Consider the following 19,626-nt stretch of genomic DNA (forward strand, 5'->3'; position numbering starts at 1 on the left):
CTCTCTGCGACAAGACATTCGGTTCAATCTGCGCTCACTTCAGTTGCGTTTGCCAGCGCTCCCTGGGGCTGGAAGCCCCTGCTGGGCATTTTGCAGCCTCGCAGGTTCGGCAGCGGCTACAGCTGTTCCAGGGCCAGGTTCAGGGCCAGTACATTGACCACCGGCGGCCCCACCAGCGGCTGCTCTATATGGGCGTCCACCAGGGCCTGCAACTTGGCTGGCGACAGGTTGCGCGCCGCCGCGACCCGCGCCAGTTGATAGTCAATTGCCTGCGGTGGCAAGTGTGGATCGAGGCCGCTGCCCGAAGTGGTCAGCAATGCCAGGGGCACCGGCCCCTGCCCCGGTACCAGGAGCTTGCCGGCATCCTCGATCACCCGCGTGGCCAGGGCCGGGTTGCTCGGCGCCAGGTTGCTGGCAGAGCTGGATACCGTGGCAAAGGCCCCCGCCGAAGGGCGCGGATGGAACCAGGCATCACCGACGAAATCCTGGGCGATCAGGGCCGAACCCCGCACCCTGCCGTCGGCATCGCGCACCAGGCTGCCATTGGCCTGCTCCGGGAAGGCCAACTGGGCCACGCCGGTCACCACCAGGGGATAGGCCACACCGGTGATCAGGGTCATCAACACAATCAGGCTCAAGGCCGGACGCACTACGCTAGTCATTTCTCACTCCTCGATTCGCTCAGATCTGCAGGCCGGTTACACCAGGTGCAGCGCGGTCAACAGCATGTCGATCAGCTTGATCCCGACAAAGGGCACGACAATGCCACCCACGCCGTAGATCAACAGGTTGCGCCGCAGCAGGTGCGCGGCACTGGCCGCCTGTACCCGCACCCCACGCAATGCCAGGGGGATCAGCACCACGATGATCAGGGCGTTGAACACGATGGCCGAAAGGATTGCGCTCTGCGGGCTGACCAGCCCCATGATGTTGAGCACCCCCAGCTGTGGATAAATCGCCGCGAACAGCGCCGGCAGGATGGCGAAGTACTTGGCCACATCGTTGGCGATGGAGAAGGTGGTCAGGGCACCCCGGGTCACCAGCAGCTCCTTGCCGATCTGCACCACATCCAGCAGCTTGGTCGGGTCGCTGTCCAGGTCGACCATGTTGGCCGCCTCGCGCGCCGCCTGGGTGCCGTCGTTCATGGCCATGCCGACATCGGCCTGGGCCAATGCCGGTGCGTCGTTGGCGCCATCACCGCACATGGCCACCAGACGCCCGTCGTTTTGCTCGTGGCGAATGCGCGCCAGCTTCTTCTCCGGCGTGGCCTCGGCCAGCACATCGTCGACTCCGGCTTCGGCGGCAATGGCCGCGGCGGTCAGCGGGTTGTCGCCGGTCACCATCACGGTACGGATACCCAGCTTGCGCAACTCGGCGAAACGCTCGCGAATGCCGGGCTTGACCACGTCCTTGAGGTGAATGGCGCCGAGCATCCGGCCCTCGGCACAGACCAGCAGCGGGGTGCCGCCGCTCTGAGCGATCTTGTCGATCTCCCGGGACAGGGCCGGTGCCAGCTCGCTGCGTTTGAGGCCGACGAAACTCAACACCGAATCCACTGCCCCCTTGCGATAGACCCGGCCCTGGTAATCGACCCCGGACAGCCGGGTTTCAGCGCTGAAAGGCACTGCCGTCAGCAGATCGCTGCCCGGCTCGGGCTGTGGATAAAGCTCCCGCAGGTACTCGACGATGGACTTGCCTTCAGCGGTGTCGTCCGCCAGGGAGGCCATCAAGGCCGCTTCGGCCAGTACCTGGGCACTGACGCCCGGCGCCGGGTAGATGGCGCTGCAACGGCGGTTACCGAAAGTGATGGTGCCGGTCTTGTCCAGCAGCAACACGTGCACGTCACCCGCCGCCTCCACCGCACGCCCGGACTTGGCGATCACGTTCAAGCGCACCAGGCGGTCCATCCCGGCGATCCCGATGGCCGAGAGCAGGCCGCCGATGGTGGTGGGGATCAGGGTCACCAGCAGCGCCACCAGGAACACCAGCGGCAGGCTGCCATTGGCAAAGTGGGCGAAGGGCTGCAGAGTCACCACCACCAGCAGGAAGATCAGGGTCAGGCCGATCAGCAGGATATCCAGGGCCACTTCGTTCGGTGTCTTCTGCCGCTTGGCGCCTTCCACCAGAGCGATCATGCGGTCCAGGGTCGACTCGCCGGGGTTGCTGGTAATGCGCACCAGCAGCCAGTCGGAGACCAGCCGGGTATTGCCGGTCACCGCCGAACGGTCACCGCCGGATTCCCGGATCACCGGAGCCGATTCACCGGTGATTGCCGCTTCGTTGACCGCGGCGATACCTTCGATCACCTCGCCATCGCCGGGAATCATTTCGCCGGCTTCGACCCGTACCACGTCGCCTTTGCGCAGATTGACCGCCGGCACCAGCTGATAGCTGCCGTCGCTGGCCCGGCGGCGGGCGCTCAAGCCCTCGCTACCGGCCTTGAGGCTGTCGGCACGAGCCTTGCCGCGGCCTTCCGCCAGGGCCTCGGCGAAGTTGGCAAAGAGCACCGTGAACCACAGCCAGAGAGCAATCTGGGCGGCGACGAAGGTCGGCACTGCGGGGTCCGGAATGAAACACAGCACGGTGGTCAGGATCGCTGTCAGTTCCACCACCAGCATCACTGGCGAGCGCTGCAACTGGCGCGGGTCAAGCTTGACGAAAGCCTGGATCAGCGCCGGGCGCCACAGGGCAGAGATTGCGGTACTCGCCACTTCGGCCTTGGCCGGCTGGCTCTTGGCGAGCGCATCGGCGGCTTTGTTCGAGGCAGGAACATGCATATTCATCATCAGGTCCTCAGAAGCCCATGCTCAGGTGTTCGGCGATTGGGCCCAGCGCCAGGGTCGGCAGGAAGGTCAGGCCGCCCACCAGCAAGATGGTCACGGTCAGCAAGGCCACGAACAGCGGGCCATGGGTGGGAAAACTGTTCTGGCCGATGGGTGCGGTCTTCTTCATCGCCAGGCTGCCGGCCAGGGCCAGCACCGGCAGGATGTAGCCAAAGCGACCGATCAGCATGCCCAGACCCAGCATCAGGTTATGGAACGGGGTATTGGCGCTGAAGCCACCGAACGCCGAGCCGTTGTTGGCGCTGGCCGAGGTGTAGGCGTAGAGCAGTTGACTGAAGCCATGGGGCCCCGGGTTGCTGATGGCTGCTGCCGGCCCCGGCAAGCTGGCGGCCAGGGCGCCCAGCACCAGGACGCCGATGGGCATCACCATCAGGGTCACTACCAGCAACTGCACCTCCTTGGCCTGTAGCTTCTTGCCCAGGTATTCCGGGGTGCGACCGATCATCAGCCCGGCCAGGAACACTGCGATCAACACGTTCAGCAACATGCCGTAGAGGCCCGCGCCGACGCCGCCGAAGATCACTTCGCCGACCATCATGTTGATCAGCGCCACCATACCGCTCAGCGGGTTGAGGCTGTCGTGCATGCCATTCACCGAACCGTTGGAGGCCGCAGTGGTGGTCACCGACCAGAGCACCGTGGCAGTGGTGCCGAAGCGGGCTTCCTTGCCTTCCAGGGGCGCAGCCTGCTCTACCGCTGCGTTCTGCAACGCCGGGTTGGGTTGATACTCCGCCCACAGCGAGGTAGCACCGCCGATCAGGAACAAGGCGAACATGCAGGCGATGATCGCCCGGCTCTGACGCAGGTCCTTGACGTAATGGCCGAAGGTGAACACCAGGGCCACCGGAATCAGGATGATCGATACCAGTTCGAACAGATTGCTCCAGGCCGTGGGGTTCTCGAACGGGTGCGCCGAGTTGACGCCGAAGAAACCGCCACCGTTGGTGCCCAACTGTTTGATGGCAATCTGACTGGCGGCCGGGCCCAGCGGAATGACCTGGTCATTGCCCTGCAGGGTCAGGGCATCCACGTAATGGGCAAAGGTCTGGGGTACGCCCTGCCAGACCAGGAACAGCGCCAGCAGCAGGCACAGCGGCAGCAGGCCGTAGAGGGTGGCGCGGGTCATATCGGCCCAGAAGTTGCCCAGGGTGCGCACCGAACGCCGGCCAATGCCACGGCACAAGGCAACCAGCACCGCCAGCCCGGTGGCAGCGCTGACGAAGTTCTGCACGGTAAGGCCGACCATCTGGCTGAGGTAGCTCAGGGAGGCTTCGCCGCTGTAGGACTGCCAGTTGGTGTTGGTCATGAAACTGACTGCGGTGTTGAACGCCAGCGTCCATTCCTGCCCCGGAAGATGCTGCGGATTGAGCGGCAGGTGATCCTGAAACAGCAAGATGGCAAACAGCAGGACAAACCCGGCCAGGTTGAAGGCCAGCAGAGCCAGGGTGTATTTCTGCCAGCTCTGCTCAACCTGTGGATCGACCCCGGAGATTCGATAGCAGACACGCTCCACCGGGCCCAGAACGGGGGTCAGCCAGGTGCGCTGGCCCTCCATCACCCGGTAGTAGAAGCGCCCCAGCCAAGGTGCGGGCAACAGCACCAGAGCGAAGAAGGCGAGGATCAGCCAATAGTCATAACTGTGCATAACCGCAGCTCCTAGTTCCGATCCGCGCGCAGCAGCGCAACCAATAGATAAATGAACAGGCCCACTGCCAGCAGCAGCGACACCGCGTCCAGAATGTTCATTGAATGTCTCCGTGGTACGGCGATTGCCGCGAATGCAGGCATTGTCCGCAGGGTGCCTGTAAAGGAACGAGATCGACGGGGCGGGCAGCGCATAAAGAAAGCGTAAAGACTGGCGTCATCCAGCCTTTACGAGGGGCGATGAAGCGCATCGCTCGCCTCTGGAGCGCGGCTGCCCCGATGCGAGGCATCACGCCCCCATGCACTGAAGGTCAATAGTGCTAAAAATCGGCGAAACATCCTCGATACGACAGCTTTTCGTGCTTTACGACGGTGTTCCAGGAACTGGCATGGGCACTGCACAGAACAGCCGCGAGCACGTCCTAATCGTTCAGGGAGCAACCGATGAACACACAACTCAAGCCCACCTTGGGCACTCTGCATTTATGGGGCATCGCAGTCGGACTGGTGATTTCCGGGGAGTACTTCGGCTGGAGCTATGGCTGGGGCGTGGCAGGAACCCTGGGGTTTCTCGTGACCTCGCTGATGGTGGCGACCATGTATACCTGCTTTATATTCAGTTTCACCGAGCTGACCACGGCGATTCCCCACGCCGGCGGCCCGTTTGCCTACAGCCGTCGCGCCTTTGGTGAAAAAGGCGGCTTGATCGCGGGGCTGGCCACCCTGATCGAATTCGTCTTCGCCCCTCCCGCCATCGCCCTGGCCATCGGCGCTTACCTGAACGTGCAATTCCCGGCCCTGGATCCGAAACATGCCGCGGTTGGCGCCTACATCGTATTCATGGGCCTGAACATTCTCGGGGTGAAACTGGCAGCCACCTTTGAACTGGTGGTCTGCGTGCTGGCGGTGGCCGAACTCCTGGTGTTCATGGGCGTGGTGGCCCCGGCCTTCAGCTTCAGCAACTTCGCCCTCAACGGCTGGGCAGGCGCCGACGCCTTCGGCGCCCCGGCAATTGCCGGGATGTTCGCCGCCATTCCCTTCGCCATCTGGTTCTTCCTGGCCATCGAAGGCGCGGCCATGGCTGCCGAAGAAGCCAAGGACCCCAAGCGCACCATTCCCAAAGCCTATATCAGCGGCATCCTGACCCTGGTGCTGCTGGCCATGGGGGTGATGTTCTTCGCCGGCGGCGTGGGGGACTGGCGCAGCTTGTCGAACATCAACGACCCGCTGCCCCAGGCGATGAAGACCGTTGTGGGTGACAGTTCCGGCTGGCTGCACATGCTGGTATGGATCGGCCTGTTCGGCCTGGTGGCAAGTTTCCACGGGATCATTCTCGGCTACTCGCGCCAGTTCTTCGCCCTGGCCCGGGCCGGTTACCTGCCTGCCTCCCTGGCCAGGCTGTCGCGCTTTCAGACGCCACATCGGGCGATCATCGCCGGCGGCCTGATCGGCATCGCCGCCATCTACAGCGATGGTCTGATCAACCTTGGCGGCATGACCCTCACTGCCGCCATGATCACCATGGCGGTGTTCGGTGCCATCGTGATGTACATCATGAGCATGCTCAGCCTGTTCAAACTGCGCAGGGCGGAACCGAATCTGCCACGCAGCTTCCGCGCCCCGGGCTACCCGCTGGTGCCGGCCATCGCCCTGGCACTGGCCGCGGTCTGCCTGGTGGCCATGGCCTGGTTCAATGCCCTGATCGGCCTGATATTTCTGGTGTTCATGGCCCTGGGCTTCATCTACTTCCTGCTGACCGGGCAACTGCGGGCCGACGCGCCGGTGGACGCCATGCTCACCGGCCGTTGAACCGCGCTCTGCTCGCACCAGGCGGATCAGGCATACAATGGAACCACTGCGAAGCGCTTTAACTCAAAGCGTTATAGGCAGGCCCGAAGGCGAACCTTCGCCTGCGGGCTACTGCCCATTAAGGAGAGCCCTATGCCCTGGTATGCCTGGTTGATTCTGGTGGTTGCTATCGGTTCTATCGTTGGCGGCTTGATGATGCTGCGCGACACCGCCAACAAGGTCGAGCTGACCGATGAGCAACGCAAGCGCGTGGCCGAGCGCAACGCACAAATGGATGCCAAGGAAGCGCAGGATCGTTAAGCCTACAGCCCCTTCACCCTAACGTGCAGGGGCTGCCTGGAAGCTCAGCGCTCCCATTCGGCCTTGGCAATGTGCAACCCGTGCTGGCCCTTATAGGCTGCACGTTGCGGCTGGCTCCAGCCTTCGAGCAGCGATTCGTCCAGACGATAGATTTCCACTCCCAGTGGACGGCACACGCTTAACGGGTCCTGGGCTTCAGGCCCCCACATCGGCAAGGACAGATCTCCGCCCGGACAGGTCGACAATGCACAGAGCAGGTCGATTTCGGCGAAGAACTCCAGATAATCCCCCTTCTGCGCCGGGCAGGCCTTCATGAAGTACATGTCGTCATGGTTCAGGCCCGTGCACTGGAAGATGTTCAACACATCATGCACATCGAACTCGGTCAGGCCATGAGGCAGCACTGCCCGCGTCAGGTTGGAATGGCAGTGATGGTGAAAGTCCTCGCCGGTAAGCATGCGATTCACATAGGGGTCGCAACGGGTACCCAGTAGATCGTGCAGGCGGCCACCATGCTCGTCGATGCCGTAATGGGCCAGGCTGTCATCGGTGATGGTCACCAGCGGCCGCAGAAAAGGCAGGTTCGACCAGAGCCGGTCGTGGGTACTGACATGCGCCCCCTGCAACTGCCGGGTGCGCGCAGCCCAGAGGCGCTCACGCGGATCGTTGGCATTCCATACGTTGAAGTCGCCCACCTGCGGCCCTACCGGGGTGGTCACCCGAAATACGTGCCCGGCGGGCACCTTCCAGGCGCGTCCGGTACGGATCGGAACCTCGAACTGCTCAATCAGATGGCGTTGGCCCTGATTGTGCCGAATGCGTTCGTAAAACGCCTTGTCCACCTGTAGCGCCGAACCTTTGCTGACCTGATAAGCCGCTGGATAGTCTTTGTACATGGGTATCGCCCTCATTCAGTGACACAGGGATTGGTCGAGCATGTCCAACAGCAGGCGCTCCGAGTCGTCCAGGTACAACTCCATGGCCTCGATGGCGGCCGCCTTGTCACCCTCCAGAAGCCATTCATGGATCTGTCGGTCGCGGACCAGCCAGGGCGCCTGAAACCGCGCCTCATCCGGCGCCGTACAAAACACCAGGCGCAACTGCGCCACCACGTTGGTGAAGAACTCATCGAATAGTGGCGAGCCCAGCAACCCCACCACATGCTGGTGAAAACGCAGGCCATGGGTTCCCACGGCGCGCCAGTCCTCGCGCTCCCGGGCAAGCTCCGCCGCTTCGATGGCATCGAGCATGCGATCGGACTGGTACTCGCGTAGCGGGCGAGCATTGGCGATGGCCTGCAACTCCAGGGTACGGCGCACTCGGAACAGATCCCGCACGTCATCAGCACCAAGGCGACGGACCACCACGCCTTTGTGCCGCACGTACCAGGTCAGCCCTTCCTGCCCCAGGCGGTGCAGGGCTTCACGGATGGTATTGCGTGAGGCGTTATAGGCACTGACCAGCTCGCTTTCCACCAGCGCCATTCCGGGCAATAAACGACCACCGATGATGTCAGCCCGCAGTTCCACAGTAATGTGGTCCGCCAGGGATAGTCCGTCGCTCATGGGGGCACCTCACGATTGTTCAACAATTCATGAACAGCAGGTAATCACTTATCGTGCCAACTTCAATCACCCCCTTATGCCCTCACGAAAAGCTGTCGGGAAGCTGTCAACGCTGACAATCCCTGCCTAGAAGTAGGGGCATGATCTGATAATCCTTGGTTAAAATGGCCTTCTAGTTGCGGAGGTTTCTCAAATGCGTTACTCGCCAGACCATAAAGCCCAGACTCATCAACGCATTATCAAGGAAGCTTCAGAACGTTTTCGACGTGACGGGATAGGTGCAACAGGTCTACAGCCCCTGATGAAAGCCCTGGGGTTGACCCATGGCGGCTTCTATTCCCACTTCAAGTCCAAGGATGAACTGGTAGAAGAAGCCCTGCGCGCCGCCGCCCAGGAGCTGGACGCCCATTGCGCTGCACTGTTCGCACAAGAGCATCCACTGCCAGCCTTTATCGATAACTACCTCTGCGAGTGGCACCAGAAGTCCCCTCATCAAGGCTGCCCGCTACCGACCATGAGCTCGGAACTCGGCCAGCGCGGGCAACCCAGTGCGACTACAGATGAGGTGCTCAACACCAGGCTCGAACAACTAGAATCGGTGCTGGAAGGCGAACAGAAAGCCGAGCGAAGCCTGATGCTCATGTCCACCTTGGTCGGTGCACTCATGCTTTCTCGTAGCGTGGAAAACCCGGAGTTGGGAACTCGGATACTGGAGGTGGTTCGCGAGGGCCTGAAGCAACAGGAGCGGCGCTGAAGCGATCCGCTCCAACCTACTCTTCTTATTTATAGCGAGCGGCCGCACTGCTCCTGGACAGATTGGGGCCAAGAGCCAAGCGCGCCGCCACCAAAGCCTGCCAATCCGCAGGATCGGGTAGCGAAGGCAATGTAATCAACTCACCCTGATCCAAGCCGCTCAACGCCGCATCGACCATCTCCTGTACCTCCATCACCATTTCCGCCGGAATGGCCTTGGCATCGAGCCCTGAACGCTCCCAGATTTCGGTACGAGTGACACCCGGCAAGACAGCCTGTACACGAACCCCGCTGCCCTTCAACTCAGCCTGCAGCGACTGAGTCAAACTGAGTACATATGCCTTGGTTGCACTATAAGTCGCGTTGAAACGCTCAGGAATCAAGGCCACCACCGAGGCAATATTGATAATCGCCCCACGCCCAGTCGCAGAGAAACTCGTTGCAGCCACCCCGGCCAGCCGGGTCAGTGCCACTACATTGAGCTGAATCATGTGCTCCATCTGATCCAGGTCGGCGCCAGCCAAAGCCCCGTTGGCAGCTACTCCCGCATTGTTCAGCAGCAAGCTGATACGGGAGTCGTCGCGCAAACGTTGCTCGACATTCAGTAAGTCCTTCTTGAGCGTCAAATCCGCCTTCAACACCTCCACTTGCACGTTATATTTATCGCTCAACGCATTGGCTGCCACCTTCAAACGTCCCTCATCTCGAGCAACCAGCAACAAATCGAAACCTCGCGCCGCCAATCGCTCGGCATAAACCGCTCCAATACCGGATGAGGCCCCAGTGACCAATGCTGTACCTTGGGATTGAATCGAACTCATAGCTGGACTCCTGACAATGCATGAAAGTAATGAGCGCCTTCGGCCAGAAGCATTTGGCGCCTGAAAATGATTAATCCAGGCGATAGAGATTCACTGTCAGCTACCCCACTCATGAAATGCAAAAAGCCGGTCAGAGACCGGCCTTCAAACGTTATGCGGGAGAACTCAATTGACTTCGAGCTTATCCAGATTTCGTTCCAAGATTGCCCTGCCAATCCCCTTGACCTCCAGCAACTCGTCTACCGAAGCAAAGGGCCCATTTTCTTCCCGATAAGCGACAATTGCCTTGGCCTTGGCAGCCCCCACCCCAAAAAGCTCGCGTTGCAGCAGAGCCTCATCCGCCGTATTGAGGTTGACCTTGCTCGCTTGAATCGGCGCCTGCTCCGCCACTTGCGCAGAACCGGGCTGGGTCTTGGGCCCCGGCGCTGCTTGAGTGACAAGTGCAAAGCTGGCGAGAAAAGCAAAGATCAATGAGGTGAAAAAAGAGTTACGCATAGTGACGCTCCATGACATCGAGTAAGGAAAGCAGCTTTCCAAAGCTGCCTTCCAAACCTAGGTGATGCAGGGGACAAGTCAAAATGTAGATGGTTACTGTTTATGTAAACTTATGGTTGTAAACGGCGTTGTTGATAAATCCAATCGACAATTTCACCGTCTGGCGTATAGCCACTCACTGTTTCACGCAACAATTGGCGGAATGTGACGTAATCATCTTGATGAACAGACTCAAGCATCTTAGCTAGGTTGGTTTTCAACACACCCCAAGGCAAATAATCTTCATTAGCTGTCATAATCATCGGGTGTGGAGTGATAGAAACGTTATCACCTATTAATAGCTCTTCGTAAAGTTTCTCACCGGGCCTCAACCCGGTAAATTCGATAGCAATATCACCATGAGGCATTTTTTCCGAGCGAACAGTCAGACCTGAGAGATGAATCATTTTCTCAGCCAGTTCTACAATTTTTACCGGTTCTCCCATATCCAATACAAATACATCCCCGCCCAAGCCCATCGACCCCGCTTGAATAACTAGCTGTGCAGCTTCAGGAATGGTCATGAAATATCGAGTAATTTTAGGGTGAGTAACAGTCAAGGGGCCACCAGACTGTATTTGTTTATGAAACAATGGAATTACAGAACCTGAAGAGCCCAGAACATTACCGAAACGAACCATTGTAAATCGAGTGTTGTTTCTTATCTGTTCACAACCAGCCACATCAAATAAAACTGGATCTTTTTCTCGACTAAGTGCTTGTAACGTCAGCTCAGCCAAGCGTTTAGTGCTTCCCATTATATTGGTGGGACGAACTGCCTTATCTGTAGATATCAAGACAAAATCTGTAACACCAGACATCAATGCTGCCTGGGCTGTATTAAGCGTGCCGATTACATTATTAAAAAAGCCTTCGGAAATATTATGTTCTACCATTGGGACATGCTTATAAGCCGCAGCATGGTAAACTGTATTAACTTTCCAGGTAGTCATTATATCAACGAGCTTTTCATGACTTTTTATAGTGCCAAGAATAGGTAATACCTTTACGGAAAGTGACTCACGAGCAACACGCCCTTCTAGCTCGGAAAAAATACTATAGAGATTAAACTCGCTATGCTCGAACAACAACAATACAGTAGGACGAAGAAGCAGTATTTGCCGACATAGCTCGGAGCCAATGGATCCTCCGGCGCCAGTTACAAGAACTACCTTCTTCGTCACACAGCGTTCAAGCAAATCCTCTTGAGCCGGAACTGCGTCACGTCCTAGCAAATCAGCAATATCAACAGCCTGAATATCATCAACTTTCACTCGGCCACTGGCGAGATCCATAAACCCGGGAACACTTCGAACATGAAGAGGATAGTTTTCAAGAAAGCTCAAGATCTCACGACGACGCCCACGGCTTGAAGAAGGAATGGCCAAAAGAACTTCCTGCGCTCCAGTTGCATCAATCATTCGTTGAATATTTTTGGGCTGATAAACATGTAGTCCGGCGATTACCCTGTCTGCAATGCTCTTATCATCGTCAATAAAAGCAACAGGACGCATTGCTCGCCCCATCCTCAACGCCGCAACCAGTTGATTACCAGCAGCGCCTGCTCCATAAATAGCAACTTTAGGAAGATTATTATCTGTATTGGAGAAAGGCATGTGTTGTGTTGTAGAAAACCAATCATCAAGGAAGTATTGACGCATTGCTAAGCGCAAGCCTCCAATCATGATGAGACTCAACCACCAGAAATTAAAAACAATAGAACGAGGAACTACAAACTTATGATTACTATAAACATAAACAATAACCCCCATTACCAACGCAGACAACGTCACAGCCTTAGTAATAGCGATGAGTGCATCGGTACCAAAATAACGTAAAACTGCTCGATATAGACCGAAATGGATGAATAGTGGAATAGAAACTAAAGGTGCAAACAGGAAAAGCCATGGGTGCGCCTCTAATGGATTGGCAATTTCATCAATGCCAAGACGTACAAGGAACGCTAACCACAACGCAAGCCAGACAAGCACAGTATCTACTGCGACTTGGATCAAGCGTTTTTGGCGCCTCGGAAGCTCAAGCAACCACTGACGAAACATACTAATACCCTTCTTAAATAAAAACGCCACAGACGTAAACCAGAACCCGCATCTCAGTTCTCTCTTGCGCCGGCTTTGTAGAACACTGCAAGAAGAATCAAAGGTACATAAGCTATTATAAGACCAATAACTCCTTCGAGCTTTTCTGTACCCACAAGAAAGCCTAGTGGTAGTAGCCAAATTATATTTACAAACAACACTGCCAACGTTACCGGAAAATGCCTACCGTAACGCCTCGCTGCAAATTGATAAGCATGGCTGCGATGCGCCTCGTACAGTTTCTCCCCTCTTAATAGCCGACAGAAAAGAGTAAACGTCGCGTCGACAATGAAAACACCTAGAAAAATCAACCAACTCCAAAATAACGATGGATTAGTCCAAGCAGCCTGCAGGGCAAGCAAACCAAGAACTAATCCAAGAAATCCGCTACCTGCATCGCCCATAAAAATTCGAGCAGGGGGAAAGTTCCAGTACAAAAAACCCAAGACCGCAAGAGCCAGGCCCAAAGGAGCCCAAGCTAAGTCATAGCTACCAACTATCCAATATAAGCCTGCGCCAGCTAAACAAACAAACACCGCCTCAATGGCAGCCAGACCGTCAATACCATCCATAAAATTATATAAATTAAGCATCCATACTAAGTAAAAAACTGCAAAGATATGTCCTGCCCATGCCAATTCAACATATACATTAAGTATAAGCATAGATGGCATCCCACCCAATAATGCCACCCCCAAAATTGCGGCTGTAAAGTGCCCCAATAATCTCCAGCGAGCGGGAATATGCCCATGGTCATCGAGAAACCCGATAACGGCAACCATCCCCCCTGTAACTGTAAGAGCTAACATAGTAAAAAATTGCAAATTACTGGTAATCTCTAAAACGATGGCACTGATTATAAAAACAACAACGATAGCCACCCCTCCGCCCCTAGGAGTGGGAACAGTATGAGAGCTTCGAGAGTTAGGTATATCAATAAGGCTATTAGATAAAGCGTATCTGCGTAAAACTGCAGTCCCCATCAAGGAACCAACAAACGAAAAGAACATCACCCAGTACACATTGCTCATACGCTTTTTTCCACAAAGACTGCCGCGGTTCTTTTTAACGCCTCGTTAACGTTTACTGCGGGACGCCAACCTAAGAGAAGGCAGGTCTTACTTATATCAACCTGCAAGCTTCCACATAGGCGTTGCGAAATTGCCTTACGTCCTAAGAGAGTTAAAAATAATCTAAGCATACTACTTGGAAATGGAAAAACTCGGCTTTTTACACCCAATGCATTTGCTGCTTTCGCCAATAACTCACTTGTAGAGAGATCTTCATCATCACTAACAAGAAAAGTTTGATTTGCAGCACTCTCATGATGCATAGACAGAATAACTAGATCAATTAAATTTTCAATAAAAACCAGACTACGCTTATTGTTAATCGACCCTAAAGGCAAGGGGACCCCTCGCTTAACCCACGCAAGCATAGCCTCAAAATTTGCTTTTACTCCTGGTCCATAAACCAGTGTAGGACGAATAATTACCACCTCCATACCAGTTTTCAAAGCGAGCTGGCGGAGAGCAACTTCAGCCTCATGTTTGGATACACCATATGGATCAACTGGGTTAACTGGATCATCTGCACAATAAGGTCGTGCAAGGCTAGTAGCCTCTCCATTAACTTTTATGGAGCTAATAAAAACAAAGCGACGCACACCGGCCTCAGCGGCTTGACGCGCCAACTTCAAAGTACCATGAAAGTTTACTCTTCTATATTCGTCTAGAGCAGTAGCGGAACTTTCGTTCATCACATGCACTCGTGCAGCAGCGTGAACAACTATAGATACGCCGGCCAAAGCTACAGCCCAGTCCGTTTCCGGGGATACATTGGCAGCATATACATTATTTGATATAAGCTGCAAATCACCTTCAGAGCGAAAAACTGATATGGGAATATAAGCCTCATGTAAAGTAAGTGCACGAACTAAGCAGCCCCCGACAAACCCTGCTGCCCCCGTTACCATGACGCGCTGTTTTTCCTCAAAGACTTCGTCCATCAACTTATAAACGCCTTATACTCTTTCAGCAGCAACTCCGAGCATCTGGAAGAACTAAAATTTTCCGAGGCTCGACGGTGTGCCTCAGCGCCCATAGAGTATCTCATCGATGGATTAGACAATAGCGTCCAGATCCCTTCTTCCAGAGATACGGGATCTGCAACTTTAACTAGCAAACCTGTCAGCCCGTCTAAAATCGCATCAGACAAACCATAGATATCGGTCCCTACTGAAGGGATCCCCATCGCCCCCGCTTCAATGATAACCGTGCCAAATCCTTCACGGTAACTAGGCAAACATAGCAAGTCTGCGACGGCCATATATCGTTCAGGCTCGCGGTCGTAACCGACAACTTTAACATGCGACTTTATATATTCAGGAATGCTATCAATAATTAGTTGACCTTCAGGCTCAGAAGGCCCAACCAGCACAAGAAATACATCACTGTCTTTCGCAGATATCCTCTCGAAAGCCTGAACTAACTCACTAATCCCTTTATCCGGTGTTATTCGGCCAACATATAGAACCACCTTGCTACTTTCTGAAATACCAAGTTTTGACCTCAAATCCAAGCATGTACTTTCTGGAAAGTATTTCTTATTGAATCTTTCTAAATCTATACCCGCGAGCGACCCAGCCCCCAGAACTGATATTCTCTCTGGCTTAATAATACCATTCGAAATTAGAAATTTCATTTGGCTATGGCTATCTGCATAACAGTGCGTATTGAGTATACCGACAAGCTTATCGCACGCTCTTAGAAGTGAGCGTTTTAAACCAGACATAGTTACCCATGGCTGCCCAGTAAATGTATGCAATCGAACGGACCGTCTAGCAAACAGACCCGCAATAGAACATAACAATCCTGCTTTCGGTGTAGTTGAGTGAATTATATCAAAATTATATTTTCGAAAAGCCTTTATCAAAAGAAACAAACTTAAAATATCTTTTTTAATATTAATTTTACGTTCAATATTAATTGGTAAAAAATTAAATCTCTTATTTTCGAGCAACCTACCAACCGATTCATCAGCACTTGAAATGGCCGTCAAATCAACGCCAGACATTGCCAACTGCTCAAATTGAGTCTCTAGTTGCGTCACTATGAAAAACGAAACTGTGGAAACCCTAGCAACCCTGATTGCTTCTTTTGTCACCCACTAAGCCCTCGCCCGATTAAAACTCAAACCAAAAAATAACGTCGCCACTCATAAACCCCAACCTTATCCAACGGCGAGAAAATAGCATATTTATGAAAAAAAGTCACCGAACAGGGTGATACCTACGAACAAGGACAAGTACTTAATTAGCATCAATTATTTTAAATACTCAAAAAACCAACTTTCGAGAACTCGCACGAAGTATACAAAATTAAAATTGGATAAAATATCCAAAAACAAAGACCAATCCGATCACTATAAAAAAGAAACCAAGGTGCACACATGAAAAAGATAAAGCCCAGACCCATTTGATAGATTGAATAACCTGAGGATCAGAATTAAAGCTACCAGCAGCGAGGAATACATCCAAAAGCCCCATCGCCAGTTAGTAATAAGAAATAGCAAAAGAAAATGTTATTAGAAAAAATAGTGCTTGATGCCCCCCCAAAAAACAAAAAACCTCATCAGCAAAACGAATGAAGTTTCTATTGTTTGAAAAGGATTATCAACCCCGCATCCAGATAGTCATATAACTTTATATAAAACCAAGTATCGCCATCTGTATAAAATTAACGTACAGCAATACTCTGAGAAACAAATCCTATGGCCCGCAGCACCACAAAAAACTCAGCTAAACACAATACCTCTTTAAGAGACCTTGATTTCGCCAAAAGCATTTAGAATGCTAAAAAACAAAAAAAGAGATAACTATATAAACATCCAAACCATAGAGATTTAGATAAGTCATCTCTTCTCCAAATTATCGATTTTTCAATTTAGGACCAACCAGCCTTCGCACACCAAGTGTGTTGAGTACTTTTTTGGGCCGGAGGCAATATATATTGCGCAGCAAGAACAATGAACGCTTCAGCGAAAATCTATTAGTAGACCTTAGCATAGCCAAAAACGTAACAAAGTAGTTTGCATATAGATCACATCGTAAAACTTTATAGCTATCAAAATAACGCTCAATATCATCAAAATAGATAGAGTATGCCTTTAACTTTCCTGATTGTGTGGATAGATACGAACCCGCAGATGGATTGCATCTATACTTAACCAAAGTTTGGTTTATATAAACAGCCTTTCCTTCGGGAATTAAAGAGTCCATAGCAAAAAACCACTCCATAAACTCACGATTTATAACCGTTTTCCTTGAACTTCTTCTATATGCATACGAACTATGGACAGCAACTGACCCCCAACGAGCAAGCTCCTCCCCCGAAACATCTATTGATCTTTCGGCAGAGTCTGGAAATTGTGTATCAGACAAGTATTTATCATCATCAGAAAAGTATACTGCTTTATGGAAGACGACATTGACTTGAGCATCTTCCTGAAACTCCTTATATTGAAGAGCTAACTTTCCAGGGAGCATTACATCATCACCATCAAAATGGAAAACGATGTCGCCTGAAGCCATTGAGTGTAAACCAAGATAGTTTAAGGCAGGCCCTACATTTTCTGAGCGGAGGTTTAGTTTGAGTCTTCCCTCATGCAAACGAGAGTACTCAAGAAGAACCTCTTGAGTTCTATCAGTAGAACAATCATCAGAGACTATAACTTCACACTCGAAATTTATTTCTTGCGACAGGATACTATCAAGACACTCTACAATATAGCGCTCTTGATTGTAGCAAGATACGACGACAGTAGCTGATAACATTATACTTCCCTTCTCCTATAGAGAAAAAAACCTGATACGGCAACCACAAAATATACAATATTCATCAACAAAGTAGCTAGGAATACACCTTTTAGACCGAGCCCCAAATTAAGAAAAATAGAGCTGGCACTAAAAAAGAATATCCCCTGCAGCAATTCGCTTACGATATAGATTTTCAGTGCAGCCTTGGCTATAACTACAAAACCGATAACATAAGTCGAAACACGAAAAAAATCCGCAATTAATTGATACTTAATCAATGACTCTAATGACTCAAAATCACTCGATAATATTATTGGTATAATTTGCACTCTTAATAAAAAGAAAATGCTCGCCCCAAAAAGAAAAACAAACATCACGACTGCCATGAACCTCAACACTAAACTTGCGATTTCTTTTCTATTATTACTTCCTGAGATTGTAGGCATAAAATAGACTGCAAGGAATATGGTAAAAAAACCCATATATGCACTTGAAACTTTAATCGCCCCTTGCCATATTCCAGCTGACGCATAGCCTATGTGATTGATAATCTGTTGCCGAACTAGTATTTCTATCAGAGGTACGCTCACTGCTCCCACCAGGGCCATGGAAGTAAAAACGGATAGCCTTCTTATAGCTAGCGCATTAATCTTTGTTTTAATTTTGGCTCTAAAGAAAAAAGACCTACGATAAAAAAAACATGCTGGAATTGAATAAATAAGAAACATCAAAACCATTGAAATTGCGGCACCTACCAGCTGATAAAATCCAATTAGGAACCAGCTGATCGGTACAACTAGAACATTTCCTGATATCTGAATAAGTGCATATGTTTTAGTATCACGCAGCCCATTAGCGACACCGCACACTAGATTAACAAATGCAAAACCAAACTGAGCAAAAAATAAAAAAACTATTATTTTATAATATTCCTCGCTCTTAAAAATATAACCCGAGATATCTTGCGAAAAACAAACTCCAACTATACAAAAAAAAGTACAAAACAAAAGAGAGTATAATTTTGCTGAACCAATAAACTCAGCCAACCGTCGAGGTTGTTTTTTATACTCTGCTACATATTTGATCACTCCATTAGATATGCCGCCACCGGCCATCAGAGATAGCATAGCAACGAGACTCATAAAGTTACCCAGCAACCCCATACCACCAGCACCTAAATAAACCGCAATCAGTTTTATCAAAATAAAACCAACTGCGATTTTAGATGTTTGAGAGGCGACAGTTAAAGCAGCACTCTGTAATGCATGTTTTCGACTAACTAAAATTCGACTTGCATTACTAGCAACATGCATTGACAGCCTCGACGACAGCATCCACTACAGTAGTTCTCTCGAGATCAGTCATTCCATACCAAATTGGAAGTCTGATTAAACGCTCGCTCTCAGATGTTGTAAATTTATCCTTACCAACAAAAGCACCAAGTCGAATACCCGCTGGAGCAGAGTGCAATGGAATATAGTGGAATACCGCACCAATCCCATTATTCTTTAAATACTCTAAGACCTTTGTCCTAATACCAATATCAGGAAGCTTAACGTAAAACATATGAGCATTACTTATACATTCTGCGGGAATTATAGGCAGCTCTAGCTTCCCATTAGCTGAAAGCTCACTGAGATTTTCATAAAAAAATCTCCATGTTTTAATCCTAGACTCTTTTATTTCTTCAACTTTTTCAAGCTGGCCATACAGATAAGCTGCTTGAAGTTCCCCAGGAAGGTAACTACTGCCCAAATCCACCCAAGTATACTTATCAATCATTCCTCGAAAAAATAGATTTCTATTCGTCCCTTTCTCTCGAATGACTTCAGCCCTGAGTATAAAACTTTCATCATTTATAATTAATAAGCCGCCTTCGCCACCACTTGTATAGTTTTTTGTTTCATGAAAACTATAAGCTGCCATATGCCCTATTGTCCCTAAGGGTCTTCCTTTATAGAAAGATGTCATTCCCTGGGCGGCATCTTCAATCACATACAACCCATAATGATTTGCTATACCCATTATTGTATCCATTTCACAAGCAACACCGGCATAATGAACTGGAACTATGGCTTTGGTATTCTTTGAGATAGCCGCTTCAATAAGCGTCTCATCAATATTCATCGTATCTGGACGAATATCTACAAAAACAATTTTTGCCCCCCTAAGAGCAAACGCATTCGCCGTACTTACGAAAGTATAGCTAGGCATAATTACTTCATCACCCGGCTGAATGTCGATTAACAAAGCAGCCATTTCTAAAGCTTGAGTGCAGGAAGGGGTTAATAGAGCTCTTTTGCAACCCAAACTTTCTTCAAACCATTTTTGGCAAAGGATGGTGAATTTTCCATCACCGGACATCTTATCACTGCGCATAGCTGATATCACATACTGATCTTCACTTCCAGTATATGGTGGCTTGTTGAATGGGATATTCAT

The 19,626-nt window shown here is 51.6% G+C and carries 18 protein-coding genes; 3 read left to right on the plus strand and 15 right to left on the minus strand.

All coding sequences use genetic code 11. From position 1 onward, the window contains the following. Positions 1–116 precede the first annotated feature (116 nt). Genes kdpC through kdpF form a run of 4 tightly spaced genes read right to left on the minus strand, consistent with a single transcriptional unit; the run spans position 117 to position 4,589 of the window. Positions 117–662 (minus strand): potassium-transporting ATPase subunit KdpC, encoded by a 546-nt coding sequence (gene kdpC, locus KI242_RS22420; RefSeq protein WP_011062567.1) that lies wholly within the window; start codon positions 660–662, stop codon positions 117–119. A 36-nt stretch (positions 663–698) separates the two neighbouring features. Beyond that, positions 699–2,783 (minus strand): potassium-transporting ATPase subunit KdpB, encoded by a 2,085-nt coding sequence (gene kdpB / locus KI242_RS22425; protein ID WP_212805584.1) that lies wholly within the window; start codon positions 2,781–2,783, stop codon positions 699–701. 10 nt (positions 2,784–2,793) lie between these two features. Next, positions 2,794–4,488 (minus strand): potassium-transporting ATPase subunit KdpA, encoded by a 1,695-nt coding sequence (gene kdpA, locus KI242_RS22430; RefSeq protein WP_077934596.1) that lies wholly within the window; start codon positions 4,486–4,488, stop codon positions 2,794–2,796. A gap of 11 nt (positions 4,489–4,499) precedes the next feature. Next, the gene (gene kdpF, locus KI242_RS22435) at positions 4,500–4,589 is read right to left on the minus strand and encodes a K(+)-transporting ATPase subunit F (RefSeq protein ID WP_019092894.1); all 90 of its coding nucleotides are present in this window, start codon (positions 4,587–4,589) and stop codon (positions 4,500–4,502) included. A gap of 342 nt (positions 4,590–4,931) precedes the next feature. Between kdpF and eat the strand changes: the two genes are divergently transcribed. Next, on the plus strand, positions 4,932–6,296 hold the full coding sequence (gene eat / locus KI242_RS22440) for an ethanolamine permease (protein WP_011062570.1): 1,365 nt from the start codon (positions 4,932–4,934) through the stop codon (positions 6,294–6,296). 132 nt (positions 6,297–6,428) lie between these two features. Further along, on the plus strand, positions 6,429–6,596 hold the full coding sequence (locus tag KI242_RS22445; protein ID WP_011062571.1) for a DUF2897 family protein: 168 nt from the start codon (positions 6,429–6,431) through the stop codon (positions 6,594–6,596). A 44-nt stretch (positions 6,597–6,640) separates the two neighbouring features. Here KI242_RS22445 and KI242_RS22450 read toward each other — a convergent pair whose 3' ends face one another. Beyond that, a complete protein-coding gene (locus tag KI242_RS22450) occupies positions 6,641–7,492 on the minus strand; it encodes a DUF1989 domain-containing protein (protein ID WP_011062572.1) in 852 nt (283 codons plus the stop codon). A 15-nt stretch (positions 7,493–7,507) separates the two neighbouring features. Next, positions 7,508–8,161: a GntR family transcriptional regulator gene (locus KI242_RS22455; RefSeq protein ID WP_041119412.1), complete on the minus strand. Its 654-nt coding sequence runs from the start codon at positions 8,159–8,161 to the stop codon at positions 7,508–7,510. Between the two features lie 193 nt (positions 8,162–8,354). On the opposite strand from KI242_RS22455, the gene KI242_RS22460 reads away from it, so the two are divergent. Next, positions 8,355–8,915 carry a TetR/AcrR family transcriptional regulator gene (locus KI242_RS22460; RefSeq protein ID WP_011062574.1) on the plus strand — a complete coding sequence of 187 codons (561 nt, stop codon included), beginning with the start codon at positions 8,355–8,357 and terminating at the stop codon, positions 8,913–8,915. A 25-nt stretch (positions 8,916–8,940) separates the two neighbouring features. Here KI242_RS22460 and KI242_RS22465 read toward each other — a convergent pair whose 3' ends face one another. From KI242_RS22465 to rffA, 9 genes are all read right to left on the minus strand, one after another. Beyond that, positions 8,941–9,735: an SDR family oxidoreductase gene (locus KI242_RS22465; RefSeq protein WP_103289558.1), complete on the minus strand. Its 795-nt coding sequence runs from the start codon at positions 9,733–9,735 to the stop codon at positions 8,941–8,943. A gap of 165 nt (positions 9,736–9,900) precedes the next feature. Next, positions 9,901–10,230 (minus strand): helix-hairpin-helix domain-containing protein, encoded by a 330-nt coding sequence (locus tag KI242_RS22470; RefSeq protein WP_053153131.1) that lies wholly within the window; start codon positions 10,228–10,230, stop codon positions 9,901–9,903. Positions 10,231–10,340: 110 nt separating this feature from the next. Then, entirely contained in the window at positions 10,341–12,329 is a 1,989-nt protein-coding gene (locus KI242_RS22475; RefSeq protein ID WP_041119415.1) for a nucleoside-diphosphate sugar epimerase/dehydratase, read from the minus strand. 53 nt (positions 12,330–12,382) lie between these two features. Continuing rightward, positions 12,383–13,399, minus strand: coding sequence for a glycosyltransferase family 4 protein (locus KI242_RS22480; RefSeq protein WP_052470424.1), 1,017 nt, complete (start codon positions 13,397–13,399; stop codon positions 12,383–12,385). Beyond that, complete coding sequence (locus KI242_RS22485; protein ID WP_015636565.1) at positions 13,396–14,376, minus strand: SDR family oxidoreductase; 981 nt, start codon at positions 14,374–14,376, stop codon at positions 13,396–13,398. Before KI242_RS22485 ends, KI242_RS22480 begins: the two co-directional genes overlap by 4 nt. Further along, a complete protein-coding gene (locus tag KI242_RS22490; RefSeq protein WP_041119416.1) occupies positions 14,376–15,533 on the minus strand; it encodes a glycosyltransferase family 4 protein in 1,158 nt (385 codons plus the stop codon). Before KI242_RS22490 ends, KI242_RS22485 begins: the two co-directional genes overlap by 1 nt. Positions 15,534–16,296: 763 nt before the next feature. After that, a complete protein-coding gene (locus tag KI242_RS22495; protein WP_052470425.1) occupies positions 16,297–17,202 on the minus strand; it encodes a glycosyltransferase in 906 nt (301 codons plus the stop codon). Beyond that, positions 17,202–18,497: an O-antigen translocase gene (locus KI242_RS22500; RefSeq protein WP_212805585.1), complete on the minus strand. Its 1,296-nt coding sequence runs from the start codon at positions 18,495–18,497 to the stop codon at positions 17,202–17,204. The genes KI242_RS22495 and KI242_RS22500 overlap by 1 nt, the downstream gene beginning before the upstream one ends. Further along, positions 18,484–19,626: a dTDP-4-amino-4,6-dideoxygalactose transaminase gene (gene rffA, locus KI242_RS22505; protein WP_081002139.1), complete on the minus strand. Its 1,143-nt coding sequence runs from the start codon at positions 19,624–19,626 to the stop codon at positions 18,484–18,486. Before rffA ends, KI242_RS22500 begins: the two co-directional genes overlap by 14 nt.

Source organism: Pseudomonas sp. Eqa60 (genome assembly GCF_018326405.1).
GTDB classification, from domain to species: Bacteria; Pseudomonadota; Gammaproteobacteria; order Pseudomonadales; family Pseudomonadaceae; genus Aquipseudomonas; species Aquipseudomonas protegens.